The sequence below is a fragment of the Halopolyspora algeriensis genome (assembly GCF_003337235.1).
GTDB lineage: Bacteria > Actinomycetota > Actinomycetes > Mycobacteriales > Pseudonocardiaceae > Haloactinomyces > Haloactinomyces algeriensis.
Genome location: NZ_QPJC01000018.1, coordinates 12,862 through 37,347, shown reverse-complemented (window position 1 = coordinate 37,347; position 24,486 = coordinate 12,862). Strand labels below are relative to the sequence as shown.

24 protein-coding genes and 1 pseudogene are annotated in these 24,486 nt (G+C 68.5%); 3 read left to right on the top strand and 22 right to left on the bottom strand.

The window, feature by feature from the left end:
• Positions 1-55: 55 nt before the first annotated feature.
• From DFQ14_RS20155 to DFQ14_RS20120, 8 genes are all read right to left on the bottom strand, one after another.
• A complete protein-coding gene (locus DFQ14_RS20155) occupies positions 56-841 on the bottom strand; it encodes a fumarylacetoacetate hydrolase family protein (RefSeq protein ID WP_114454910.1) in 786 nt (261 codons plus the stop codon).
• Between the two features lie 67 nt (positions 842-908).
• Complete coding sequence (cimA, locus tag DFQ14_RS20150; RefSeq protein ID WP_114454909.1) at positions 909-2,576, bottom strand: citramalate synthase; 1,668 nt, start codon at positions 2,574-2,576, stop codon at positions 909-911.
• A gap of 296 nt (positions 2,577-2,872) precedes the next feature.
• Positions 2,873-3,916 carry a 3-isopropylmalate dehydrogenase gene (locus DFQ14_RS20145; RefSeq protein ID WP_114454908.1) on the bottom strand — a complete coding sequence of 348 codons (1,044 nt, stop codon included), beginning with the start codon at positions 3,914-3,916 and terminating at the stop codon, positions 2,873-2,875.
• 215 nt (positions 3,917-4,131) lie between these two features.
• Positions 4,132-5,727: a phosphoglycerate dehydrogenase gene (serA, locus tag DFQ14_RS20140; protein WP_114454907.1), complete on the bottom strand. Its 1,596-nt coding sequence runs from the start codon at positions 5,725-5,727 to the stop codon at positions 4,132-4,134.
• A 180-nt stretch (positions 5,728-5,907) separates the two neighbouring features.
• Positions 5,908-6,153, bottom strand: coding sequence for a DUF397 domain-containing protein (locus DFQ14_RS20135; protein ID WP_114454906.1), 246 nt, complete (start codon positions 6,151-6,153; stop codon positions 5,908-5,910).
• 118 nt (positions 6,154-6,271) lie between these two features.
• Positions 6,272-7,267: a ketol-acid reductoisomerase gene (ilvC, locus tag DFQ14_RS20130; RefSeq protein WP_114454905.1), complete on the bottom strand. Its 996-nt coding sequence runs from the start codon at positions 7,265-7,267 to the stop codon at positions 6,272-6,274.
• Positions 7,268-7,327: 60 nt separating this feature from the next.
• Positions 7,328-7,834, bottom strand: a complete 507-nt coding sequence (gene ilvN, locus DFQ14_RS20125; protein WP_114454904.1) for an acetolactate synthase small subunit — start codon at positions 7,832-7,834, stop codon at positions 7,328-7,330.
• Positions 7,835-7,842: 8 nt separating this feature from the next.
• On the bottom strand, positions 7,843-9,675 hold the full coding sequence (locus DFQ14_RS20120; RefSeq protein WP_114454903.1) for an acetolactate synthase large subunit: 1,833 nt from the start codon (positions 9,673-9,675) through the stop codon (positions 7,843-7,845).
• 313 nt (positions 9,676-9,988) lie between these two features.
• Here DFQ14_RS20120 and DFQ14_RS20115 point away from each other — a divergent pair, with 313 nt between their 5' ends.
• Positions 9,989-10,510 carry a PH domain-containing protein gene (locus DFQ14_RS20115; protein WP_114454902.1) on the top strand — a complete coding sequence of 174 codons (522 nt, stop codon included), beginning with the start codon at positions 9,989-9,991 and terminating at the stop codon, positions 10,508-10,510.
• Positions 10,511-10,575: 65 nt separating this feature from the next.
• Here the strand turns inward: DFQ14_RS20115 and DFQ14_RS20110 are convergent, their stop codons facing one another.
• Entirely contained in the window at positions 10,576-11,337 is a 762-nt protein-coding gene (locus DFQ14_RS20110; RefSeq protein ID WP_170206322.1) for a DoxX family protein, read from the bottom strand.
• 133 nt (positions 11,338-11,470) lie between these two features.
• Between DFQ14_RS20110 and DFQ14_RS20105 the strand changes: the two genes are divergently transcribed.
• Positions 11,471-12,670 carry a PQQ-dependent sugar dehydrogenase gene (locus tag DFQ14_RS20105; protein WP_338072638.1) on the top strand — a complete coding sequence of 400 codons (1,200 nt, stop codon included), beginning with the start codon at positions 11,471-11,473 and terminating at the stop codon, positions 12,668-12,670.
• Positions 12,671-12,683: 13 nt separating this feature from the next.
• Here DFQ14_RS20105 and DFQ14_RS20100 read toward each other — a convergent pair.
• Both DFQ14_RS20100 and DFQ14_RS20095 read right to left on the bottom strand, forming a co-directional pair.
• Positions 12,684-12,887 (bottom strand): annotated as a pseudogene (locus tag DFQ14_RS20100) (NADPH-dependent FMN reductase); the annotation flags it as partial.
• A 107-nt stretch (positions 12,888-12,994) separates the two neighbouring features.
• Complete coding sequence (locus DFQ14_RS20095; RefSeq protein WP_114454900.1) at positions 12,995-13,960, bottom strand: zinc-binding dehydrogenase; 966 nt, start codon at positions 13,958-13,960, stop codon at positions 12,995-12,997.
• A gap of 391 nt (positions 13,961-14,351) precedes the next feature.
• Here DFQ14_RS20095 and DFQ14_RS20090 point away from each other — a divergent pair, with 391 nt between their 5' ends.
• A complete protein-coding gene (locus DFQ14_RS20090; protein ID WP_246195504.1) occupies positions 14,352-14,870 on the top strand; it encodes a MarR family winged helix-turn-helix transcriptional regulator in 519 nt (172 codons plus the stop codon).
• Positions 14,871-14,972: 102 nt separating this feature from the next.
• Here DFQ14_RS20090 and mnhG read toward each other — a convergent pair whose 3' ends face one another.
• From mnhG to gatC, 11 genes are all read right to left on the bottom strand, one after another.
• Positions 14,973-15,374 carry a monovalent cation/H(+) antiporter subunit G gene (gene mnhG, locus DFQ14_RS20085; RefSeq protein WP_114454898.1) on the bottom strand — a complete coding sequence of 134 codons (402 nt, stop codon included), beginning with the start codon at positions 15,372-15,374 and terminating at the stop codon, positions 14,973-14,975.
• A complete protein-coding gene (locus DFQ14_RS20080; protein ID WP_114454897.1) occupies positions 15,371-15,646 on the bottom strand; it encodes an MrpF/PhaF family protein in 276 nt (91 codons plus the stop codon). The genes mnhG and DFQ14_RS20080 overlap by 4 nt, the downstream gene beginning before the upstream one ends.
• Positions 15,643-15,972, bottom strand: coding sequence for a Na+/H+ antiporter subunit E (locus DFQ14_RS20075; RefSeq protein WP_114454896.1), 330 nt, complete (start codon positions 15,970-15,972; stop codon positions 15,643-15,645). The genes DFQ14_RS20080 and DFQ14_RS20075 overlap by 4 nt, the downstream gene beginning before the upstream one ends.
• Positions 15,969-17,411: a proton-conducting transporter transmembrane domain-containing protein gene (locus DFQ14_RS20070; RefSeq protein ID WP_114454895.1), complete on the bottom strand. Its 1,443-nt coding sequence runs from the start codon at positions 17,409-17,411 to the stop codon at positions 15,969-15,971. The genes DFQ14_RS20075 and DFQ14_RS20070 overlap by 4 nt, the downstream gene beginning before the upstream one ends.
• Positions 17,411-17,824, bottom strand: a complete 414-nt coding sequence (locus DFQ14_RS20065; RefSeq protein ID WP_114454894.1) for a sodium:proton antiporter — start codon at positions 17,822-17,824, stop codon at positions 17,411-17,413. Before DFQ14_RS20065 ends, DFQ14_RS20070 begins: the two co-directional genes overlap by 1 nt.
• Positions 17,821-18,240 carry an MnhB domain-containing protein gene (locus tag DFQ14_RS20060; RefSeq protein ID WP_114454893.1) on the bottom strand — a complete coding sequence of 140 codons (420 nt, stop codon included), beginning with the start codon at positions 18,238-18,240 and terminating at the stop codon, positions 17,821-17,823. The genes DFQ14_RS20065 and DFQ14_RS20060 overlap by 4 nt, the downstream gene beginning before the upstream one ends.
• Positions 18,237-20,516, bottom strand: a complete 2,280-nt coding sequence (gene mbhE / locus DFQ14_RS20055) for a hydrogen gas-evolving membrane-bound hydrogenase subunit E (protein WP_114454892.1) — start codon at positions 20,514-20,516, stop codon at positions 18,237-18,239. Before mbhE ends, DFQ14_RS20060 begins: the two co-directional genes overlap by 4 nt.
• Before the next feature lie 163 nt (positions 20,517-20,679).
• Positions 20,680-22,185, bottom strand: a complete 1,506-nt coding sequence (gatB, locus tag DFQ14_RS20050; protein WP_114454891.1) for an Asp-tRNA(Asn)/Glu-tRNA(Gln) amidotransferase subunit GatB — start codon at positions 22,183-22,185, stop codon at positions 20,680-20,682.
• On the bottom strand, positions 22,182-22,379 hold the full coding sequence (locus DFQ14_RS20045) for a hypothetical protein (protein WP_114454890.1): 198 nt from the start codon (positions 22,377-22,379) through the stop codon (positions 22,182-22,184). The genes gatB and DFQ14_RS20045 overlap by 4 nt, the downstream gene beginning before the upstream one ends.
• Positions 22,379-23,938 carry an Asp-tRNA(Asn)/Glu-tRNA(Gln) amidotransferase subunit GatA gene (gene gatA / locus DFQ14_RS20040; protein WP_114454889.1) on the bottom strand — a complete coding sequence of 520 codons (1,560 nt, stop codon included), beginning with the start codon at positions 23,936-23,938 and terminating at the stop codon, positions 22,379-22,381. Before gatA ends, DFQ14_RS20045 begins: the two co-directional genes overlap by 1 nt.
• Positions 23,938-24,237, bottom strand: coding sequence for an Asp-tRNA(Asn)/Glu-tRNA(Gln) amidotransferase subunit GatC (gatC, locus tag DFQ14_RS20035; protein WP_114454924.1), 300 nt, complete (start codon positions 24,235-24,237; stop codon positions 23,938-23,940). Before gatC ends, gatA begins: the two co-directional genes overlap by 1 nt.
• Positions 24,238-24,486: the final 249 nt, after the last annotated feature.

The following is a 24,486-nucleotide window of genomic DNA, read 5'->3' as shown; positions in this document are numbered from 1 at the left end:
TGAGTGAACGGAACTTTCGCGCGCTCTTGCCGGGTGAAAGTTCCGTTCACTCGAATCACTCGCGCTGCTGGACCGGATTGGTGAGCGTGCCGAGGTTGTCGATGGACACCGATACCTTCTGACCGGGCTGCATCGGCCCCACCCCGGCCGGAGTACCGGTCAACAGCACGTCACCGGGCAGCAGCGTCATCACCCGCGAGACGGAGGAGACGAGTGCCGCGACATCGTGGGTCAGCAGCGAGGTGCGGGACTCCTGCTTGAGCTCGCCGTCGAGTTCGGTGCGCAGACCCAGGTCACCCGGGTCCACCGCGGTGTCGATCCACGGCCCCAGGGGGCAGAAGGTGTCGTAGCCCTTCGCCCGGGTCCACTGGCCGTCGGCCTTCTGCTGATCGCGGGCAGTGACATCGTTGGCGATCGTGTAGCCCAGCAGTACATCGGTTCCCCGCGCCTCGGGGACATCCTTGCACGGCTGTCCGATCACCACGGCCAGTTCACCCTCGAAATCCACCCGCTCGGAGTCGGCGGGAAGCTTGATCGGCACATTGGGGCCGATCACCGAGGTGGAGGGCTTCATGAACAGGACGGGATTCTCCGGTGGTTCCGCGCCCATCTCCCTGGCGTGCTCGGCGTAGTTCTTGCCGACGCAGAGCACCTTGGTCGGCAGGATCGGGGCGAGCAGCCGGACATCGGACATCGGCCACCTGCGCCCGGTGAACGTCGGCTCCCCGAAGGGATGCTGGTCGATCTCGATGGCCAGAACCTTCTCGCCGGGCGCGGCCGGATCGGGCTCCAGCGCGACGAACGAGACGCCTTCCGAGTGGGCGACACGTGCCAGGCGCAAGACAAGACCTCCCTTTGCAGCAGTGGAACTCAATCAGCGTACGCACCGTGCCGGGCATCGCCGCACGCTAGGCGGAAGCGGCGCTGAGGGATTGGTGGCGGCGCAGCGTCTTGAAAGCCAAAGCGTCGCACAGAGCCAGCCAACTCGCCTCGACGATGCTGCCGTGCACACCGACGGTGGTCCACTCGTGCTCCTCGTCGCGCGATTCGACGAGGACGCGGGTCACGGCATCGGTACCGGAGGCGTCGGTGAGGATGCGCACCTTGTAGTCGACGAGTTCCACCTCGTTCAACCAGGGCAGACGCGGGATCAGGGCCTCACGCAGCGCCGCGTCCAGGGCGTTGACCGGGCCGTTGCCCTCGGCGGTGGTGATCACCCGCTCATCACCCACGTACACCTTGACCGTGGCCTCGGAGACCGCCTCCCCGTCCGGCCGGTGGTCGAGAGAAACGCGGTAGGACTCCAGCTCGAACGGCATGTCGGGCATGTCGCCGCCATCCCGGGCTCCGGAACCGCTCTCGGGAGCCACGGCCAGCTGGCGTCGCAGCAGCAGCTCCAGGGACGCGTCGGCCGCCTCGAATGACCAGCCGTGTGCTTCCAGCTCCTTCACGCGCTGCACCGAACCGGTGACCGCTTCGGGAGAGCCGCTCAGATCGAGCCCCAGCTCGGCTCCCTTGAGCTCCAGGCTTGCCCGACCGGCCATCTCGGTGACCAGGATCCGCATGTCATTGCCCACGGTGGACGGATCGATGTGGTTGTAGAGTTCGGGATCCACCTTGATCGCGCTGGCGTGCAGACCCGCCTTGTGCGCGAACGTCGAGGTACCGACATAGGCCTGATGCGTATCGGGGGCGAGATTGGCGATCTCGGCGAGGGCGTGTGAGGTCCGGGTCAGCTCGGTGAGCTTGCCCTCGGGCAGCACGGGCATGTTCAGTTTGGTCGCCAGATTGCCGATCACCGTGAACAGGTCGGCGTTGCCCGCGCGCTCGCCGTAACCGTTGGCCGTGCACTGCACGTGCGTCGCTCCGGCCTGCGCGGCGGCAACGGTATTGGCAACGGCACAGCCGGTGTCGTCCTGGCAGTGGATGCCGACACGGAAGCCCGTACGGGCGATCACCTCCGTCACCGTTTCGGCGAGCTGGGTCGGGAGCTGGCCCCCGTTGGTGTCGCACAGGCACACCACGTCGGCGCCCGCGTGCATCGCCGCCTCGAGCACCCGCAACGACGCGTCCGGGTCGTGGGCATAGCCGTCGAAGAAGTGCTCGGCGTCCAGAAACACTCGTCGGCCTTCACCGACGAGGTAGGCCACGGTGTCGGCGACCATCGCGCAGTTTTCGGCCACATCGGTACGCAGCGCCCGTTCGATGTGGCGGCGGTCGGACTTGGCGACCAGTGTCACCACCGGTGCCTGCGAGTCGAGCAGCGCACGCACCTGCGGATCCTCGTGAGCGGAGACCCCGGCACGGCGGGTCGAGCCGAAGGCCACCAGCGCCGCATGCCGGAGTTCGAGCTCCCCGGCCGCAGCACGCTGGAAGAACTCGGTGTCCTTCGGCAGAGCACCGGGCCAGCCACCTTCGATGAACCCGACACCGAGCGAGTCCAGCAGGCGCGCCACGGCGAGCTTGTCGGTGACGGAGTAGGAGATGCCCTCGCGCTGCGCGCCGTCGCGCAGTGTCGTGTCGTAAACGTGGAAGGAATCTCCCAGGGGGGTTCCTGCCGGAGTGGTGCGCGTCACTGGATTCTCCTGGCGGTGTTCGGTGTTGTTCAGCGTGATCGCCGGGTGGCCGGGCGATCGGCCCTGTACGGGTCCCGAGAGCACAAAAAAGACCCCCCGCGAATGCGAGAGGTCTGCGCGCCGGGGTGCGGAGTCACCCGGCGCGCCTGCCAATAATGATCGCCGTGTACTGGGCCATGCCCGTATGCTGCCACAATCCACGCCGGTACCATCACTCGGGTGGGTATTCCCACGATGTGGACCACCGGCAGACAGCCGGAGAAGAGCGCCGCGCACCGTCTTCGGTGCGCCCCCCCTCACACCTGCTGAGCCACCTCACGGGACGAGACCAGGGCGGCCAGGCGGTCACCGATGGCGTGGGTCGCACCGGGCGCGGAATGATCCCGGGTCGCCAGGTCGAAGGCCACCGACGCCTCGACCCGGCGAGCCGCCTCGGTGCGGCCGACATGATCGAGCAGCAGCGCCACGGACAGCACCGCCGCCGTCGGATCGGCCACTCCCTGACCCGCGATGTCCGGTGCGCTGCCGTGCACCGGCTCGAACATGCCGGGATTGCGGTGGGTGGCGTCGATGTTCCCGCTGGCGGCCCGGCCGATACCTCCGGTCACCGCTCCCGCGAGGTCGGTGATGATGTCGCCGAAGAGATTGTCGGTCACCACGACGTCGAATCGGGAGGGGTCGGTGACCATGTGAATGGTCGTGGCGTCCACATGCTGGTAGGCAACGGTGACGTCGGGATGTTCGAGGGAGACTTCCTCGACCACGCGGGACCACAAGGAACCGGCGTGGGTGAGCACGTTCGTCTTGTGCACCATCGTCAGATGCTTGCGTGGCCGGGCGGCAGCCCTGGCAAAGGCGTCCCGCACCACTCGCTCCACCCCGAATGCGGTGTTCAGGCTCACCTCGGTGGCGATCTCGTGGGGCGTGTCCTTGCGCAGCAGGCCACCATTGCCCGCATACGGCCCCTCGGTCCCCTCGCGGACCACCACCATGTCGATCTCGCCGGGGTCGGCCACCGGACTCTGCACTCCCGGGTACAGCCGCGCGGGGCGCAGGTTCACATGGTGGTCGAGTTCGAAGCGCAGTCGCAGCAGCAGCCCGCGTTCGAGGATACCGCTGGGAACGGACGGATCGCCCACGGCGCCGAGCAGGATCCCGTCCTGCTGACGGAGTTCGTCCAGAACCGACTCGGGCAGGAGCTCTCCGGTGTTGTGCCAGCGAGTCGCGCCCAGGTCGTAGTGGGTGATCTCGGTTTCGGGAACCACCTCACCGAGGACCTTCAACGCCTCGGACACCACTTCCGGCCCGATCCCGTCACCTGGGATCACAGCGAGCCGCATGCACACACCTCCCGAGTATCACCCCGGCGGCCGGGGTCCGAACCATCGCGCTGAAGGTTACCGCCATCCCTGATCCGCCAAGCAGACCGGACCCACTTGTCGGTCACCCTCTCCCGTTTGGTGGGACACACAACCGTGTGAAAAGCAGGTGAACGGAACTTTCGCCCGCGGAGAAGTGACGAAAGTTCCGTTCACTCACAATCGCTCGGTGACGATCACTCGAAGCTGACGGTCCGCACCGTGCCGGCACCCACGGCCGCACCGATCGGCTCCAGCACACCGGTCTCGACCGGACGGTCCACGCGCAGCAGCATGATCGCATCGGAGCCATCGGTGGTCTGGCTGATCTGCGCCGCCTCGATGTTGACACCGACCTCGCCGAGCAACGTGCCGACCTTGCCCATCACGCCGGGGCGGTCCGGGTACTCCAGCAGCAGCACGCTGCCCTGGGCCCGCAGATCGAAGTGCCTACCGTTGACCTCGACCAGCTTCTCCACCTGGTTCGGGCCGTCCAGCGCACCCGAAACCACGCCGGTGGTCCCGTCGGCCAGCACGGCGCGCACCGTCACGACGCTGCGGTGACTCGGGCTCTCCGGAGCCTTCTTCACGTCGACATCGACGCCCAGGTCCTCGGCGAGCTGCGGCGCGTTGACGAAGGTGACCTGACTGTCCACCGCCCCGGCGAACACTCCGCGCATCGCGGCCAGCGGAAGGACCGACACGTCCTCGTCGGCCAGCTCACCCCGCGCTTCGACGGTGACCGAGGACGGGGTGCCGCTCAGCACAGCCGTCAGCAGCGAGCCCAGCTTCTGGGTCAGCGGCAGGTACGGGCGCACCTCCTCACCGACCGCACCACCCTGCACGTTCACCGCGTCCGGGACGAACTCCCCGCGCAGCGCCTGCAGGGTCGAGTGCGCGACATCGGTACCCGCACGGTCCTGCGCCTCGACGGTCGAGGCACCCAGGTGGGGAGTGGCCACGACGTTGGACAGTTCGAACAGCGGACTGGAGGTGGTCGGCTCGGTGCGGTACACATCGATGCCCGCACCGCCGATGTGGCCGTTGCCCAGCGCATCGGCCAGCGCGTCCTCGTCGATGAGACCACCGCGGGCCGCGTTGACGATCAGCACGCCCTGCTTGCACTTCTTGAGCTGTTCGGCACCGATCAGGCCGAGGGTCTCGGCCGTCTTGGGCAGGTGGATCGAGATCGCGTCCGCGCGTTCCAGCAACTCCTCGAGGCTGACCAGCTCGATGCCGAGCTGTGCGGCACGGGACGCCGACACGTAGGGGTCGTAGGCGATCAACTTGGTCCCGAAGGCTTCGACGCGCTGAGCCACGAGCTGGCCGATCTTGCCGAGTCCGACGATACCGACGGTCTTGCCGTTGAGCTCCACACCACCGAAGGAGCTGCGCTTCCACTCCCCGGCCCGCAGGCTCGCGTCCGCGGGAGCGACGTTGCGCGCCACCGCCAGCAGCAGAGCCACCGCGTGTTCGGCGGCGGAGATGATGTTGGACGTGGGGGCGTTGACCACCATCACACCGCGCTCGGTGGCCGCGGGGACCTCGACATTGTCCAGCCCGACGCCGGCGCGTGCGACGACCTTCAGCGTGTTCGTGGCGGCGAGTACCTCGGCATCGACCTTGGTCGCCGAACGGACCAGCAGCGCGTCGGCGTCGGCGACGGCCTCGAGGAGTGCTGGCCGGTCGGTTCCGTCGACATGACGGATCTCGACCTCGTCCCCGAATGCTTCGAGCACCGAAGGAGCCAGCTTCTCGGCGATCAGGACGACAGGACGGCTTGCATTGGTCACGGGCGCGCTCCAGAAAAAGAGATCACAGTCGAAGCAGGGCACAACGTTGTGCCGAGACGGTGAAGTAGTTTAACGCCGCGCCGAGAACACGTTCCCTCCGGTGTTGGCCGTATCACGTTTCCGATATCGGCGACCTGCACCCCCGAAGCAGCACTGAGCAGGAAAAACGGGGCAACGCCATTATGGCTCGTCGAACTCCCCGTCCTTGGCTCCCGCGACGAAGGCGTCCCATTCCTCCGGGGTGAAGACGAGCACCGGGCCATCCGGATCGGCACCGTTGCGCATCCCCACGTAGCCGTCCACGAAGGCGATCTCGACCCCGGGCTCCTCGTCGTCCTCGGTGCTGGCGATCCATTCGGCGTCGGTGAAGTCGAGCTGATCCCGGATGTGGGCCTTGTCGTCGATCGGCGCGCTGTCCTCGCTCACGGAGACATCCTATCGTCACTCGCGGTGGTCATCCCGCGATCCGGGGGTGAACGGAACTTTCGCTCGCACAGAAGCAACGAAAGTTCCGTTCACCCGCCGTGCACGGGTCAGTGGCGCATCACTTCTGCGTCCAGGACATCAGCGCGCGCAGCTTCTTGCCGACCTCTTCGATCTGGTGCGCGTTGCCCGCCTCCTGCAGTTCGTTGAACTTCGGACGACCGGCCTCGTCCTCGGCCACCCACTCCTTGGCGAACGAGCCATCCTGGATCTCGGACAGCACACGGCGCATCTCGTCCTTGACCGCGGGGCCGATGACACGCGGCCCGCGGGTGAGATCACCATAGGTGGCGGTGTCACTGCAGGAGTAACGCTGGCCGGCGATACCGCCCTCCCACATGAGGTCCACGATCAGCTTGAGCTCGTGCAACACCTCGAAGTAGGCGATCTCCGGCTGGTAGCCGGCCTCGACCAGCACCTCGAACCCGGTCTGCACCAGGGCGGAGGTGCCACCGCACAGCACGGACTGCTCGCCGAAGAGATCGGTCTCGGTCTCCTCGGTGAAGGTGGTCTTGATGACCCCTGCCCGAGCACCGCCGATCCCGGCCGCGTAGGACAGCGCGAGCGCCTGCCCGTTCCCGGAGGGGTTCTGCTCGACGGCGATCAGGCACGGCACCCCCTTGCCGTCGACGAATTGCCTGCGCACCAGGTGCCCCGGCCCCTTCGGCGCGACCATCGCGACGTCCACATCGGACGGCGGCTGGATCAGTCCGTAGCGGATGTTGAAGCCGTGTCCGAAAAACAGCGCGTCACCGCTGTTCAGGTTCGGGGCGATGTCGTCGGCATAGATCTGGCGCTGCTTGGTGTCCGGCGCCAGGATCATGATGAGGTCGGCCTCGGCAGCCGCCTCGTTCGGCGTCACCACACGCAGGCCTTCCTCGGAGGCCTTGGCACGGGACTTCGATCCCTCGGGGAGTCCGATACGCACATCCACCCCGGAGTCGCGCAGGCTCAACGCGTGCGCGTGCCCCTGGCTGCCGTACCCGATGATCGCGACCTTGCGCCCCTGTACCAACCCCAGGTCCGCGTCGGCCTCGTAGAAAATCTCGCTTGCCATCGCTGTCTTTCGTTCCTTTCCTGTGAATGATCCCCTTGCCCAGGGCGCAGATCGCGTGACCTACCGCACTGCGGTCGCGGTGATCGACCGCGGCCCGCGGCCGATCGCGACCATCCCGGACTGCACCATCTCGCGGACCCCGTAGGGCTCGAGCATCCGCAGTAGCGCGTCGAGCTTGTCGACATCGCCGGTGGCCTCGATGGTCAGTGCCTCCGGCGAGACATCGACGACCTTGGCGCGGAACAGTTGCACGGTCTCCAGCACCTGACTGCGCACCGAGGAGTCGGCGCGCACCTTGACCAGCAGCAGCTCCCGCTGCACGGAGGCGTCGGACTCCAACTCGACGATCTTGATGACGTTGATCAGCTTGTTGAGCTGCTTGGTGACCTGCTCCAGTGGCTGATCCTCGACCGAGACGACGATCGTCATCCGGGAAATCTCCGGATGCTCGGTCGGCCCCACCGCCAGGGATTCGATGTTGAAGCTGCGACGGGAGAACAGACCGGAGACCCGCGCCAGAACCCCGGGAACGTTTTCCACCAGCACGCTCAGCGTGTGTCGGCTCATCGGCGCGCTCACTTCTCCTCGTCGTCGAACAGCGGGCGGATCCCGCGTGCCGCCATGATCTCGTCATTGCCGGTGCCCGCGGCCACCATCGGCCACACCTGGGCGTCCTTACCCACCACGAAGTCGATGACGACCGGTCGGTCGTCGATCTCCATTGCCTGCCGGATGACGCTGTCGACGTCCTCACCGGACTCGCACCGCAGGCCCACACAGCCGAGCGACTCGGCCAGCATCGCGAAGTCGGGGATGCGGTGCTTGTGGGTGCCGAGGTCACTCTGTGAATAGCGCTCGGCATAAAACAGGTTCTGCCACTGACGAACCATACCCAGGTTCCCGTTGTTGATGATGGCGACCTTGATGGGGATGCCCTCGACGGCACAGGTGGCCAGCTCCTGATTGGTCATCTGGAAACAGCCGTCACCGTCGATGGCCCAGACCTGGCGGTCCGGTTCCCCGGCCTTGGCCCCCATCGCGGCGGGCACCGCGTACCCCATCGTGCCCAACCCGCCGGAGTTGATCCAGCTGCGGGGCCGCTCGTAGCCGATGAACTGTGCCGCCCACATCTGGTGCTGACCGACACCCGCGACATAGGTCGCCTCCGGCCCGGCCAGCTTGCCCAGTCGCTCGGTGACGTACTCCGGTGAGAGAGTGCCGTCCTCGGGCCAGTCGTAACCCAGTGGGAACGTCTCGCGCCAGCTGCTGAGCTGCTTCCACCACGGAGCGAGATCGGCCTTGCCGCTCTCCTCGGCGGCGCTCTCGACGGCCTCGACCAGATCGGCGATCACGTCCTTGCAGTCACCGACGATCGGCACATCGGCGACGCGGTTCTTGGAGATCTCCGCCGGATCGATATCGGCGTGCACGACCTTGGCATCAGGAGCGAAACTCGACAGCTGACCGGTGACTCGGTCGTCGAAGCGGGTGCCCAGCGCGATCAGCAGATCGGAACGCTGCATCGCCGCGACGGCCGCGACCGCGCCGTGCATCCCGGGCATTCCGAGGTGCAGCGAATGCGAGTCCGGAAAAGCACCGCGCGCCATCAGCGTCGTCACCACCGGGATACCGGTGCTCTCGGCCAACTGCCTCAGTTCTTCGGAGGCTTCCGCCTTGAGCACACCACCACCGGCGTAGAGCACCGGGCGCTGGGCGGAGGTGATGAGCTTGGCGGCCTCCCGGACCTGCTTGCCGTGGGGCTTGCTGGTCGGCCGGTAGCCGGGCAGTCGCGTCTCCGGTGGCCAGGAGAACGAGGTCATCGCCTGCTGCACGTCTTTCGGGATGTCCACCAGCACGGGCCCCGGCCGGCCGCTGGAGGCGATGTAGAAGGCCTCGGCGATGATGCGGGGGATCTCCGCGGGATCGGTCACCAGGAAGTTGTGCTTGGTCACCGGCAGGGTGATGCCACAGATATCGGCTTCCTGGAAGGCATCCGTACCGATCATGCCGCGCGCGGTCTGACCGGTGATGGCCACCACCGGGACGGAGTCCATCTGCGCGTCGGCCAGCGCGGTGACCAGATTCGTCGCACCGGGCCCCGATGTGGCCATGCACACACCGGGCTTTCCGGTGACCTGCGCGTAACCGGTGGCGGCGTGGCCGGCGCCCTGCTCGTGGCGCACCAGGACGTGGCGCACCTTCGTCGAATCCAGCAGGGGGTCGTAGGAAGGGAGGATCGTGCCACCGGGAATACCGAACACGACCTCACAGCCCGCGGACTCCAGCGAGCGCACCAGCGCCTGCGCACCGGTCGCTCTCACCGGGGCGCCGCTGGGCGGTGCCGGCTTGGGAGTGTGTCCCGGCGGCGGGGCCGGAACCGGGTTCTGCCTGGTATTGGCGCTGGTCATCGGGTTTGCCTCACGGTCGATGATGTAGGCCGGGCACGAAAAAACCCCCGCCGGCCACACTGGGCCGTACGAGGGTTGGCGCGTCGACGTTGCGAACTTCCTAGGCGTCGACGCGCCAGGGAAGTACGAGAATGTCGTTGATGCGCAGCATGGCACGAACCATAGCGGCGCAGAGCCCGTGGCGTCAAACTTACGGGAAGGTCTTCCCGCATTCTGGACACTTCCGGTGCGGCAGGAGAAGGACCCGGCGGATCGGACGTGCCCGTGCGGGTATGCGCGTGCTCACCATCCACCCCGGTGAGAGCATGGGGGAGTGAACGAGTCTTCAGCGGATTCCGGCCACCACGACGCCGACACGGACAGCCGTCTCGGTAGCACGGCTGTTCACGACGAGCAGGGCGAGGCCGAGGAGAACCGGCAACCGGCGGCCCTGCCCGCTCGGCTGACCTTCCGCATCACGCGACTGTCGATCATCGGTGTCCTCACGGTGGCGGTGTGCGTCTCCCCCGCCGCGGCTGCGGCCCCGTGGCTGCTGTGGCTGTACATCCTGCCGCTGGGACTGCTCGTCTGGGTGCTGCGCGTACGGACCACCGTCGATACCGGCGGACTCGTGGCACGCACCGCCGTGCGCACGTTCCGCATCGGATGGGACGAGCTGCGCTCACTGCGGATCAACGAGCGGCGCTGGGTCCGCGCGGTCCTGCATTCCGGACGGGAGATCCGGTTGCCCGCCGTCCGCGTCCGCGACCTGCCCCGCCTTGCCGCGATGAGCGATGACCGGATCTCCGACCCCACGGCCGAGCCCGAGCACGAACCGGCGAAAACACCCGACTGAGCGCCGGGACACCCGTCTCGGGTGACGGACGCCCCGGCACAGGCGGGCCGGTCATTCCCACCGGATCAGGGCCTCCCGTGGAACAGGAGGAACACCGTCGCCGAAGCCGCGGCTGCCACCGCCAGACCGAGGAACCCCGCGACCAGCGGACGGCGAAACCAGGACCGCCCGTTGTCCAGCGCCGCCCGGCCGGGCCCGGTGAACAGCAACCCGAGTGCCAGCCCTGCCAGGACGAGCTCGTATTCCACCCCTCCGGAGGAGGCGAAGAAGCCGGAACCGTACTTCACGGCAAGGGCGTTGACCATGACTCCCACGAGTCCGGCCGCGGCCAGCGGGGTGAACAAGCCGAGCACCAGCAGGGCACCACCCCCGAGCTCGGTCGCGCCCGTCACCAATGCCAGTGTTTCGTTCCGGCGAAAACCCATCTGCTGCAGCATGCGCGCGAACCCACCGGGCCCCGGCCCCCCCAGCAGACCGAACAGCTTCTGCGCCCCGTGCGCCATGAAGACCCCACCCAGAGTCACACGCAGGATCAGCAGCCCCAGGTCGGCTCCGGCATTCCAGCGCAATGGCTCGCGCCCCGGAAACGGCTCGTCGTACTGATCGACGTCATAGCCCCACGCCATCTCCGGGTCGCTGTAGGCCTCGTCGTCGAAAGTCGCGACATCGAGATCGCGGTGGTCTCCGGCCGCCCGGTCCTGCGAGGCCACGGCTGCGACGGGCTGCGTCGTGGAGTGCACGCCTTCCTCCGCGGCCGGCGCGTTGCTGTGGTCATGGTCCTCTGGATAGTCGCCCTCGCCACGGGGGCGATCGTCGTGGCTACTCACAGTGGCAGAGGTTAGGGCATCGCCGATGCCGGGGCGAGGAGCCACCGCCGAAAACCGGCCACTTCGTACGGACCGGCGTTCGGCGTCGCGGGCTCACCCCGTGTTCACGCGCGCGCAGATAGAGTCGGTCCCCGTGGCAGCTTCGCTATTCCACCACCGGTCTCCGCACGGTGCTGCCCGACACCGGACCCGGAGACTGCTGAGCGTAGTGCTGGCCACCGGCATTTTCGTGACCGGGTGTGCCCAGTTTCCCGACGGCCGTCCGCGGGACTGGCATGCACAGCCCTCGCTGGAACCGCAGGCGGGCCCACAACCCCACATCGAGGGGCAGGATTCTCCTCCTCCACCTCCACGCTCGCAGGCGCCGGGAGAACCGCCGCCACCTCCACAGGGCTGCAAGGATCCCGACCCCGCTGTCGTCGCCACCTGCCTGGAGCCGGTCGGTGCTCTCGTGGCGCTGCCCCAAGGGACGGGCGCGCTGGTCGGCGAGCGCACGACCGGCAGGATCCTGCGCGTGCAGGAAGGGCAGCAACCGGTGGAGATCGCACGCATCCCCGTGGATCCCGCAGGCGGTGGAGGCCTGACCGGACTCGCGCTGTCGCCGAGCTACGCCGAGGACCAGCTGATCTATGCCTACCTCAGCACGTCGACCGACAACCGGGTTGTGCGAGTCGCTCCGGAAGACCCCCCGGAACCGATCCTGACCGGCATTCCCCGCGGACCGCGCGGCAATTCCGGAGCGATCACCGCCGACGACCGGGGAGCACTGCTCGTCGCCACGGGCAACGCAGGCTCATCGGAAGAGGCAGCCGATGCCACCTCCCTGGCGGGCAAGGTGCTTCGTATCAACGCATTCGGCGAACCCGCCGCGGGTAATCCCGACCCCGGGTCTCCGATCGTCTCCTCCGGTCTGACCGACCCCGGCGGCTTGTGTGTCGCCGGCGGCGGAGCGGCACATTGGGTGACCGACCGCGGCAGCGATCCACAGACCCTGCATCGGGTGCAGCTGGGCGAACCTCTCGGCACTCCCGCCTGGACCTGGCGGAACCGGCCGGGTGCCTCCGATTGTGTGGCGACCCCGGGGCTGGTGGTGGTGACCTTGACCGATGCCTCGGCGCTGTACACCATGCACCCCGCCCCGCAAGGAGGCTTCACCGGAGAACCGCAGAAGGTCATGGTCGACACCTACGGCAGGTTCTCCGCGGCAGCACTCGGTTCGAAGGGGCTGCTCTGGCTGGGCACGGCGAACAGGGACGGGGGTGAGGCGGTCTCCAGTGACGACCGCGTCATCCGCATCAAACCCCCGGCGGGCAGTGCCGCGGGCAAGGACTAGCTGTCCTGTCCCGTCAGGTCAGGAATGCGGTGGGCAGGTGGGGCGCCGATGCTGGTGTGGTGGCGGTGATGGTTGTACCGGTGCAGAAAGCAAGGTGTTCGATGGAACGCAGGCCCCCGGCTACGCCGCCGTAGCCGACGAGTGCGATCGGTCGACCGGACCGCTCGGGGAGAAAGTGGTCGATGAAATTCTTCAGCGTGCCGGAGTAGCTGTGGTTGTACTCGGGGGATCACGATCACGATTCGCTGAGGATGAGCACGAGCATTCGCAGCGCGGACTCCGTCCGGGACGACACGGTGGGCGCGGTGGTCGTCGGTGGTGCGGTCATGGCAGCAGGAGGGTCTTTCCGTTCGTGTGGCGGGCTTCGATGTCGGTATGGGCGGATGCGGCGGCGGCGAGCGGGTAGGTCTGTCCGATCACGGGACGTAGCCGGCCTTGCGCGGCGAGATCAAGCGCGGTGTCGACCAGGGATGCGTTGTCCTCGGGCCCGGCGATGAGATCGGCGAGCGAAGACATCGTGATGTGGCGGCGGCCAAGATCATGCGAAGACACGTTGCCGGGTGCGCCGCTGGCGGTTCCGTACTGCAGGTAGTGCCCGGCGCTGCGGAGCTGCTGCGTCAGGGTGGCGGAAGTGGAGCCGCCGACACCGTCGAACACGGTGGTGACCCCGTTGGCTGCACCGCCGGTGAGTTGGCGCTCCCAGTCGGGGTGGCGGTAGTTGATGGCTTGCTGGGCGCCGTGTTCACGTGCGTGGATCAGTTTGTCATCGCTGCCGGCAAGGGCGATGACGCCGGCTCCTGCCGCTGAGGCGAGTTGGACGAGAAGGGTGCCGACGCCTCCTGCCGCAGCGGTGACGATCACCATATCGTCGGCGGTGATGCTGGCTCGCCGGATCAAGGCGAGGGCGGTGCGCCCGTCGGCCAGCACGGCTGTCGCCTCGGCCAGCGCCAGGTTGGTGGGCACCCGATGCAGAGCGGTAGGTTCGATGACCACTGCGGAGGCGTATCCGCCCGTTCCGCCGGTCGCCGCCACGACTGCGGTGCCGAGCCAGTCCCGGTCCACGTCGTCTCCGACCTCGTCGATTCTCCCGCCCACTCCATTCCCGAGCACGACCGGGAACCCAGGCGGCGGCGCTGCCGAGGTACCGGCACGCAGTTGTGTGTCGATGAACGTGACGGCCGCGTACTCGACGGCGATGCGCACCTGCCCGGGTGTGGGGTGCGGGTCAGGAGTCTCCGTCAGCTTCAACACCTCCGGACTGCCAGGGCGATCAGCGACGACCATGCGCATCGTGGGTTCCTTTCGTCTGCAGATCGAGGTGAGTCGGCGGGCTGGGTATGCCGGCCGGGCCTTCGGGCAGGAGCCTGGACACGGTGACGGCCAGGGCGGTCAGGACAACGACCGAGCCGAAAGTGCCCGAGAAAGCTGCGGACGGGATGACGACTCCCATGCCAGCAGAGAGGCCGGGTCACCCACTGGGTCACCGCGACCGAGCGCGAGAACGCACCCGAGAGGCCTCCGCGATCGCCACGATCGTGGTATCCAACAGCGCCCCTATCGCACCGATCACCAGAACCGAGCACGACCACGTCGCGATTCGACGCACCTCCCGTTTCTGTTGGCGTGCCAACAAACTACCAAGGCCGTTGGCATGCCCGCAATCCCTGGTACTTTTCGTGTCATGAGCTGCGCAGAACCACAGTCAGCAACCCCCGGCCGCCGTAAGCAGCGCACGGCCTACACGCAGGAAACGCGGGTAGAGATCGATGTCGCCCCTGTCGGGTCTGTGCTCCTGCAGGTGGTACGCGCCCACGCCCGACTGGGCACGGAGCTTCTACGGGGCGCGGGCCTGACCCCACCGCACGAGCTCGTCCTCCTCTACCTCGACGAGCACGAACCCGCTCCGCAACCAGCGCTTGTGACCTATCTCGGACGAGACCGGTCGACCGTGACCGCCACACTGCAGGCGATGGAGCGAGCCGACCTCATCGAACGGTCGCCATCCGAAACGGACAGTCGCGCCATGACCGTCTCACTGACCGCCCACGGGCGACAGCAGGTGTCCGCAGCACGAGCAGCATGGCGCGAGCTCGAACGTCACACCACCAGCCGGCTCACCCACCGGCAACTCACCGAGCTACAAGACTCCCTGACCCGCGTCCGAGACACCCTGGAAACCGCGCACGCGGAGACGCACTGACCCCTCTCGTTCCGCGTCACGGACGCCCTGCCCCGCAGCAACCAGCCACGCGCAGCGATGGCCTTTTCGGCCTTTCGGCCGCTTGCGGCCACGTCAACGGGATCAGTCCTCCATGTCGTCCGTGACGTCATCCTCCGAGCCGTACCGCAGGGCGGTACCGGTGCCTCCATCACCACCGTGGTGGGCACGCGCCTCGGCTTCGGCGAGCTCGTCGACGCGGAGCGTACCGGTGAGGCCCGCGCGATAGGCCGCCCGACCGATGAGGTGCCCGGATATGGGCGTCACCAGCATCAGGAAGGCGAGGGTGGCCGCGGCTTTCACCACGGCGTCGATCTCGGGGAAGAGCACGGCCACTCCGATCATGGAGAACAGCAGGCCGAGAGTACTGGCCTTGGTGGTCACCGCGAGGCGGGAGAGGGCATCGTGCAATCGCAGCAGCCCGATGGCGGCGACCAGGCACAGGAGCGCGCCGAGGGTGGCGATTCCCGTTCCGATCCAGGTCATGGCAGCTCGTGCTCCCGGGGCTCGGCGCGGAGCAGCAAGGCGGCCAATGCCGCTGTGGCGATGAACTGCAACAGCGCGGCGATGACCGCCACGGTGAGCGCGTGGGTCGAGTGGAGCCGCGCGGCGAGCAGGCCGATCCCGGCGAGCAGGACCACGAAGGCGAGTTCGGCGGCGGTGACCCGGTCGGCCAGGGACGGGCCCGTCGCGATGCGCATCAGCGTGAGTGCGAACGCAGCGGCGAGGATACCGAGGGGCAGGTCGATGGGACTCATGTCGCAGCCTTCAGGAGTCGGTGTTGGAGAGCCATCAGGTCGGCACGCATCGTGCCGAGAGGACGTGTGGTGAGCAGGTGGACATAGATCTCGGACCCGTCGTCGGCCACCTCCAACGTGGTCGTGCCGGGTGAGAGGGTGATGAGGTTCGCGAACGCCGTGATCAACCACGGGCTGTCGGTGTGCACTTCGACGGCGATCACGGCGGGCTCGACGGTGCCGGGCGTGATCAGCACCCACGTCAGCTCGAGATTGGCCTGCACGAGATCACCGAAGTAGAACAGCACCAGCATGGCGATGTTCGCGATCCGTCGCAGCACACTCACGGTCCGAGCACCTCCTGTGCATAGCCGGCCGGGTCGGCGAGCACTTCCGCGGCGGCTCCGGCGATCGCCAGAAGCCAGCCCGGCACGATCCCCACCGCGACGGCGGCGACGGCGACCACCGCGGCAGGAGCGGCGCAGGCGCCGGGACGGAGCCGTCGCGCCGTCCCTTCCCCGCCCCCGTCGCGGTTGCCGGTGATGTGCCACCACAGCGGCAGCAGCGCCGCGAGCGTCATCGCCGACGCGGCGAGCGCCACCGCGGCGGCAACAACCGCACCGGCCTCCAGCGCGGCCTCCACGAGCAGCGCCTTGCCGACGAATCCGGCCAGCGGCGGAAACCCCACCAGGGACAGGGCGAGCACCGCGAAGCTCGCGGTCACGATGCCCCGGATGACCGGCGGGTGGTGTTCACCGCAGGAACGGTAGGCAAGGACCACGGCAGTCTTGACGAGCACGTCCTGCAGGACGAAGAACACACCGGCGGCGATACCGGCGACGGTTCCGAGCCCGAAGCCGAGGGCCATGAACCCGACCTGGGTCGTGATCAGCAGCGCGAGCACCCGGCCGTGGTCCGCGGCCGCGAGAGCGGCCAGCGAGGTGAGCAGCGCGGTCGCCACCGCCACGACCAGCACCGCGGTCCGCAGCACCTCGGCGTCACCGAAGGCGAGCAGGGCCACCCGGTACAGCGCTGCCATGCCCACCGTGGTCATCGTGCCCGCGAACAGGGCCATGGTGGTGCGCCGGGTGGCGGGGTAGCCGACGACGAGCCACCCGGAGAACGGCAGCAGGCCCGCCTTCAACGTGAACGCGATCAGCACGAGAGCCGCTCCGGGCATCGCCCCGGCGGCCACGGTGGGCCGTTCGGCGAGCAGTGCCAGGTTCACCGTGCCCGTGGCGGCGAACACGGCGGCGATACCGGCGAGCAGCAGTACCGTACCGACGAGGTTCACGATGACGTAGACGGCGGCCGCGCGGAACTGTCGAAGCCCGCCGTGCAGAACCAGCAGGACGTAACTGGCGATCAGTACGACCTCGAACATCACGAAGAGGTTGAACAGGTCTCCCGCGACGAAACTGCCGCATGCGCCCCCCACGAGCACGAGCAACAGCGGATGCTGCAGGGGATGGTGGTCGTCCCCGGTCCCTGCCGTCGTGGTGACTGCGACTGTCGTGAGCAGGCCGATGGCGGCCACCAACGCCGCACCGAACGGGTCCGCGGTGAGCGCGATACCGGTCAGTGCCGTCTCCGAACCGATGACCGTGTGCACCACCCCGGAGGGCACTGCCCGCAGTGTGAGCAGTGTGCCGGCACCGGTGACGACCACGAGCGCGACCGTGCTCGCGACACGCTGGAGACCGCGCCGTCCGCGACCGAGCGCCGCGATGCCTGCCGCCGTCAGCGGGGCGATCAGCGGGGCGATCAACAGCAGTTGGGTCTTCATCACGGCAGCTCGTCTCCCCCCTGCGTACCGCCGTCGGCTCGGTCGTCCCGGCCATCGGCCCCCGTGGCCCCCGGGTCGCGGGAGGACCGTGCGGCGGAATCGGGCGGATGCTGCTCGACGACTGCGGCGTTGCGCAGCCGGGAGTAGCGCAGGGCGACGGCGAGCAGGAAGAGAACGGATCCGAGGCCGATCACGATCGCGGTCAGAACGAATGCCTGCCCGAGCGGGTCCGACGGCGTGTTGAGCGGAACGATCGGCGCCTCGTCGCGCTGCGGTGCTCGCGCGGTGATGAGCAGCAGATTGACCGCGTGCTGGAGCAGCAGGAATCCGATGACCGCACGCACGAACCCGCGCTGCATGAGCAGGTAGATTCCCGCCGCGGCGAGCATGCCCGTGGCGATCGCGTCGCTCATTCCTCGTCCCTCCCGAGCTCCTGGATCACCGCCACCACGACCGCCATGACGGTCACGGCGATACCGAGTTCGAACAGCAGCGTGGAGGGAACCGACAGCGTTCCGAGGACGGGGACGTGCGGGTGCGCGGTCTTCGCGCCGAGAAATCCGGTGGCCCACAGGAACCCGGCGAACCCGTAGCCGATCATCACCAGCAGGCCCGTACCGACCAGTCCGACGATGCCGCGGTCGACGATCCGCTCGATGGTGCGCGCCCTGATGGTGACCCACCGGAACACGGCGGCAAGGCCGACCACCACCGCCGCGAGGAAACCACCACCGAGGGAGAAGTGCCCTCGCAGGAAAAGCCAGATCCCGAGCCCGATGGCGATCGGGGCGATCACGCGCGCCGCAATCCGGGAGATGACCGTGTTCATCGGCTTTCCCGCTCCATCCGTATCACGGCGACGACCCCCATCGCGGCCACCGCGATCACCGTGGTCTCGCCGAGCGTGTCCAGTGCCCGGAACTCGGTGAGGATCGCGGTCACCAGGTTCCCGGTGCTCGAGGACTGGGCTTCGTGGAGGTAGATTTCCGAGGCCCGGGGCAGGGCCGGAGTGCGCTGGAACAGTGACAGGCCGGCGAACGCGCTGCCACCGAGCAGCGCCGCCGCAGCCGCACCCAGGCGGCGCCGACGCGACACTTGCGGGTACTCACTCGACAGGTGCCGCAGCACGAACATCGCCAGCGCCACCGTGAGCCCGTCGACGACGAGCTGCACGGCGGCGAGCTGCGGTGCGCCGTGCAGGATGTACCAGGCTGCGATGACGAAGCCCACGCCACCGAGCACCGCGAGCGCGGTCAGTCGGCCACGCACCTGGGCCACGACAACGGCCGTGACAGCCAGCAGCAGCGAGACGATCCACCGGGGGCCCGAGTCGGCCGCGGGCACGGCGGTACCGGCGGGCCGGTGTCCCAGGGCGAGCCACACGACCACGGCGACGGCGGCGAAGACGATCGCGAGGTGGACCGCGGGCGAGGGATGGGCCACGACCCGTTCGACGGGACGACCGGCCGCACGCAGCCTGCGTCCGAACCCGTCGAAGCACCGGGCACCCACATCATCCGGCAGGGCCCGCCACCAGCCGCGTGCGCGCCACAGCCCGAACACGGCCCCGCCGACGGCGTAGATCACCAGTGAGGTGAGCAGCGCCGGGGTGATCCCGTGCCACAGCCCGAGCGATTGTGACGGCGGCCGCCCGATCGAGTCCTCGACCGCGGCGTCGATCAGCGGCGTGACCTTGGCGGCGACGATCCCCAGACCGACGGTGGTGGCCGCGAGCAGTACGGGCCCGAGCGAGAACAGGTGCGGGTGCGGCAGGGACGCGTTCCGCGCGTGGCCGGTGCGGTCGCCGACACCGCGCAGGGCCGCGACGGCGACCCGAACGGTGTAGGCGAAGGTCAGCACCAGAGCGGCCGCGATGCCCACCACGATCACGGTCCGCAGGACGGACGACGGGGACAACATCCCCTTGAGCGCCTCTTCCTTGCCGACATATCCCAGCGCGGGAGGGAGTCCGGCCATCGACAGGCAGGCGAGGGCGACCGCGGCAGTGGCCAGTGGGATCCGGCGACCGGCACCGGCGAGCTGCGGCAATTCCCTCGTCCCCAACAGGTGATCGTAGACGCCGGTGGCCAGGAACAGCGAGCTCTTGTAGGTGGCGTGCGCGAGGAAGGAGACCAGGGCGCCTGCGATCGCCGCGCGGGTGCCCACGCCCACCAGAGCGATCATGAACCCGAGCTGGCTGATCGTCGAGTACGCCAGCAGCTCCTTCATGTCCTTCCTGCGCATCGCCGCCGCGGCCGCGAACACCCCGGTCACGGTGCCCAGCACGGCGACGATGGCAGCCACCGGCGGGTGGGCGGCGATCGGCTCCGCGAAGCGCAGCAGCAGGTAGAGGCCGGCCGTCACCATCGCCGCGGCGTGCAGGTACGCACTGACCGGAGTGGGCGCCACCATCGCGGGCGGCAACCAGACGTGGAAGGGTGCCTGCGCGGACTTGGCGGCGGCAGCCACGACGAGCAGCACCAGGAACGCCACCAGCGGCGTGGAGGCCCACCGGCTCGCATCGGCCAGCTCGAGCAACACCAGCGTGTCGAGTTCCGCCGCGGCCAGCAGGATTCCGGCCAGGAGCGCGAGCCCGCCGGCAAAGGTGATCAGCAGCGCGCGGACCGCAGCGAGCCAACCCCCCGCTGCGGAGGCGATCAACGCGTAGGAGGTGAGGGTGGTGCCTTCCCAGCCGACGTAGAGTGTGAGCGCGTCACCGGCGAGAACGAGCAGCGTCATCGACGCCGCGAATCCCAGGAGTTCGCCGTAGTACCGCGCCGAGTTGTGTTCCTCGTCGAGGTAGTGGGCGGAGTAGGCCAGCACGACGGCGCCGACCAGCGTGACCACCAACCCGAACACGAGCGCCAGCGCGTCGAGATGCAGACTCCACTCGGCACCGAGCGCCGGAATCCAGCGTCCCGTGACGGTGACCGGAGCCTCGAGCACCTCGGGCAGCAGCACCAGCAGCAGGGCACCACTCGTGGCCGCCAGAAAGGCGAGCGGATACCCCGCACGGGCCCCGAAGTACCGTCCGAGAGGCAGTGCCACCACTGTGGCCACACCCAGCACCGCCGGGACTGCGACGAGGACGGCCTCGGGCGACATGCTCCAGCGCTCCACAACGTGGGCTCTCCGAGAGCCTCCGCGGGGAAGGCTCTCGCCTCAACGCGTGGAACTTACCTGTGCTCGTCCTCTGTCGCCTGTTGGTGATCACCCTTCTGGAGTAGCAGCCGTCGGGTTCTCGCCCCACCGGCTTCTCGCACTCGCTTCACTGCCCGCAAGCGGCGAGGACGAGCTCGCGCACGCGCTTGGCATCGGCCTGACCCTGCGTGGCCTTCATGACCGCGCCGACGACCGCCCCGGCTGCCTGCACTTTCCCACCGCGGATCTTGTCGGCGACATCCGGTTGGGCAGCCAGTGCCTCGTCCACGGCGGCCTGCAGCGCGGAGTCGTCGGAGACGACCTCGATCCCCTCGGTCGCCACGACCTCGTCCGGATCGCCCTTTCCGGCCAGCACACCGTCGACGACCTGCCGGGCCAGCTTGTGGGTCAGTTTGCCTTCGGAGACCAGCTCGATCACCCGGGCCACCTGCTCCGGGGTGATCGCCAGCGCCTCGAGTTCCACACCTTGCGTGTTGGCCTGCTGGCTGAGGTAGGCCACCCACCACGACCTGGCCTCGGCGGGTGAGGCCCCGGCGTCCACGGTCGCGGCGACCAGGTCCAGCGCCCCCGCATTGACCAGGTCCCGCAGCTCCTCGTCGGAGAGCTGCCAGTCCTGTTGCACGCGCTTGCGCCGTTCCCACGGCAACTCGGGCAGGGTCTCGCGCAGCTGCTCGATCCACTCGTTCGACGGCGCGATCGGCACCAGGTCCGGCTCCGGGAAGTAGCGGTAGTCCTCCGCGGTCTCCTTGGGGCGTCCTGCCGAGGTCGACGCGGTGGATTCGTCGAAGTGCCGGGTCTCCTGCACGATGGTGCCACCGGCGGTCAGCACTCCGGCGTGCCGCCGCATCTCGTAACGCACCGCCCGCTCGACACTGCGCAGCGAGTTGACGTTCTTGGTCTCGGTGCGCGTGCCGAACTCCGCCGACCCCTTCGGGCTCAGCGAGACATTGGCGTCACAGCGCAGCGAGCCCTGATCCATCCGCACGTCGGAGACCCGCATGGACCGCAGCAGATCGCGCAGCGCGGTGACATAGGCGCGCGCCACCTCGGGCGCCCGCTCCCCGGCTCCGACGATCGGCTTGGTGACGATCTCGATCAGCGGCACGCCGGCGCGGTTGTAGTCCATCAGCGTGTGCTCGGCACCGTGAATGCGACCGGCCGCCCCGCCGACGTGCATCGACTTGCCGGTGTCCTCCTCCATGTGGGCGCGCTCGATCTCGACCCGGAAGGTCTCGCCGTCGTCGAGGACCACATCGAGGTAACCGTCGAAGACGATCGGCTCGTCGTACTGCGAGGTCTGGAAGTTCTTCGGCATGTCCGGATAGAAGTAGTTCTTCCGGGCGAACCGGCACCACTCGGCGACCCGGCAGTTCAGGGCGAGCCCGATGCGGATCGCCGATTCCACCGCCGTGCCGTTGACCACCGGCAGGGCACCGGGCATGCCGAGGCACACCGGGCACACCTGGGTGTTGGGCTCGGCACCGAAGTCGGTGGCGCAGCCACAGAACATCTTCGTGGCGGTGGACAGCTCGACGTGCACCTCGAGCCCGAGCACCGGATCGAAACGCTCGAGGAGCTCGTCGTAGTCCATGATCTCGGCGACGGCCGTCACTGCTCGTCCTCCCCCTTGCGCAGGGTCCGCACAGCCAGTGCGGTGCCGGTGATGACGCTGAGCACGGTGATCAGCGAGTCGGCCAGGGCCAGCCGGTCGCCGTCGCGCCGCGCCTCCCGGATCTTGCTGCGCAGGCCGGCTGCCGCGGCCACCTGGGAGGCCACCAACACGGCTGCCTTGATCTTCGCGTTCATCACGCCACCTCCAGCTGCGGGACACGGTCGATCAGCGCGCCACCCTGGGCGGCATCGCGTGCGGCCTCGTAGGCCGCGCCGACACGGTACAGCCGATCGTCGGCCATCGGCGGAGCCATGATCTGCAGCCCCACCGGCAAACCGTCCTCGTCCGACAGGCCGCTCGGCACGCTCATGGACGCGTTACCGGCCAGGTTCGACGGAATGGTGCACAGGTCGGCGAGATACATCTCCATCGGATTCTCCACCCGCTCACCGATCCGGAACGCGGTCGTCGGCGTCGTCGGCGAGACCAGGACGTCGACCTGCTCGAACGCCGCGGTGAAATCCCGGGTGATCAACGTGCGGACCTTCTGCGCCTGGCCGTAGTAGGCATCGTAGTAGCCCGACGACAGCGCGTAGGTACCGAGCATGATGCGGCGCTTGACCTCGGGGCCGAATCCGGCCTCACGAGTCAGCGACATCACCTCTTCGGCACTGCGGCTTCCGTCGTCGCCCACCCGCAGGCCGTACCGCATCGCGTCGAACCGGGCGAGGTTCGAGGAGCATTCGCTCGGTGCGATCAGGTAGTAGGCACCGAGCCCGTAGTCGAAGTGCGGACAGGAGACCTCCACGACTTCCGCACCCAGCGCGGTGAGTTGGTCCACGGCCGCCCGGAAGGAGCGCTGCACACCCTCCTGATACCCCTCGCCGCCGAGCTCACGCACCACACCGACGCGCACGCCGCGCAGGTCGCCGGCCGCACCCTCCCGCGCGGCGGCGACCACCTGCGGGACCGGCGCATCGACCGAGGTCGAATCGAGCGGATCGTGCCCGGCGATGACCTCGTGCAGCAGCGCGGCATCCAGCACGGTCCTGCCGCACGGACCCGCCTGGTCCAGCGAGGAGGAGAAAGCAACCAGTCCGTGGCGGGACACCCCACCATAGGTGGGCTTCACGCCGACCGTGCCGGTCACCGCGCCGGGCTGGCGGATCGATCCGCCCGTGTCCGTGCCGATGGCCAGCGGTGCCTCGAATGCCGCCAACGCCGCGGAGGATCCACCGCCGGAGCCGCCGGGAATGCGCTCGGTGTCCCACGGGTTGCGGGTCGGCCCGTAAGCGGAGTTCTCGGTGGAGGAGCCCATCGCGAACTCGTCCATGTTCGTCTTGCCGAGAAGGACGACCCCCGCCTCGCGCAGCCGCCGTGTCACCGTGGCGTCGTAGGGCGGTGTCCAGCCCTCCAGCATCTTCGACCCGCAGGTGGTCGGCATGTCACTGGTGGTGAGCACGTCTTTGAGCGCCAACGGCACCCCGGCCAGTTCCGAAGAGGCACGGCCGGCCGCGCGATCCTCGTCGGCTCGGCGAGCAGCGGCCAGCGCCCCCTCCTCGTCCACGTGCAGGAACGCGTGCACGGCAGGCTCGACAGCGGCGATGCGGTCCAGATACGCCCGGGTCACCTCGACCGAGGAGACCTCACCGGCGGCGAGCTTCGCGGCGAGTTCGGCGGCGGTGAGACCGGTGAGCGCGGCAGTGTCGGTGCGCCCGTCGGACGGGCCCCCGCCGGATGCGGTCGAAGTCATCACGCCTCCTCGTTGAGAATCCTGGGCACGCGGAACCGGTTCTCCTCGGCCGCCGGCGCGCCGGCCAGCGCCTGCTCCTGCGACAGACCGGGGCGGACCACGTCGGAGCGGAAGACGTTGGTGACCGGGACGGCGTGCGAGGTGGGAGGGATGTCCTCGGCGGCAACCTCCCCCACTCGGGCCACCGAATCCAGGATCACGTCGAGCTGGCCGGCAAAGGTGTCGAGTTCCGATTCGGTGACGGCCAACCTGGCCAGGCCGGCGAGGTGGGCCACCTCGTCACGGGAGATCGTGGGCACTGCGCGGGCTCCCTGGTCGTTTTTTCCGGTGTCGCGGGCACGGTCCAGCACGGGCGCTCGTCGGCGTCGGCGCTGCCCGGCATGGGCACCATCGAGTCTATGGGGACTGCTCACCGCCCCCGAAGGGTGGTCGTGTCCTCGGGCGGGTCCGCGACCGTACCGCGCACGCGGCTTCCGCTGCACGGACGGCGGTATCCCTGCTACCGGGGCGTGTCTGCCACAATTTGGGCGGCCTGCTTTCGCACGGCG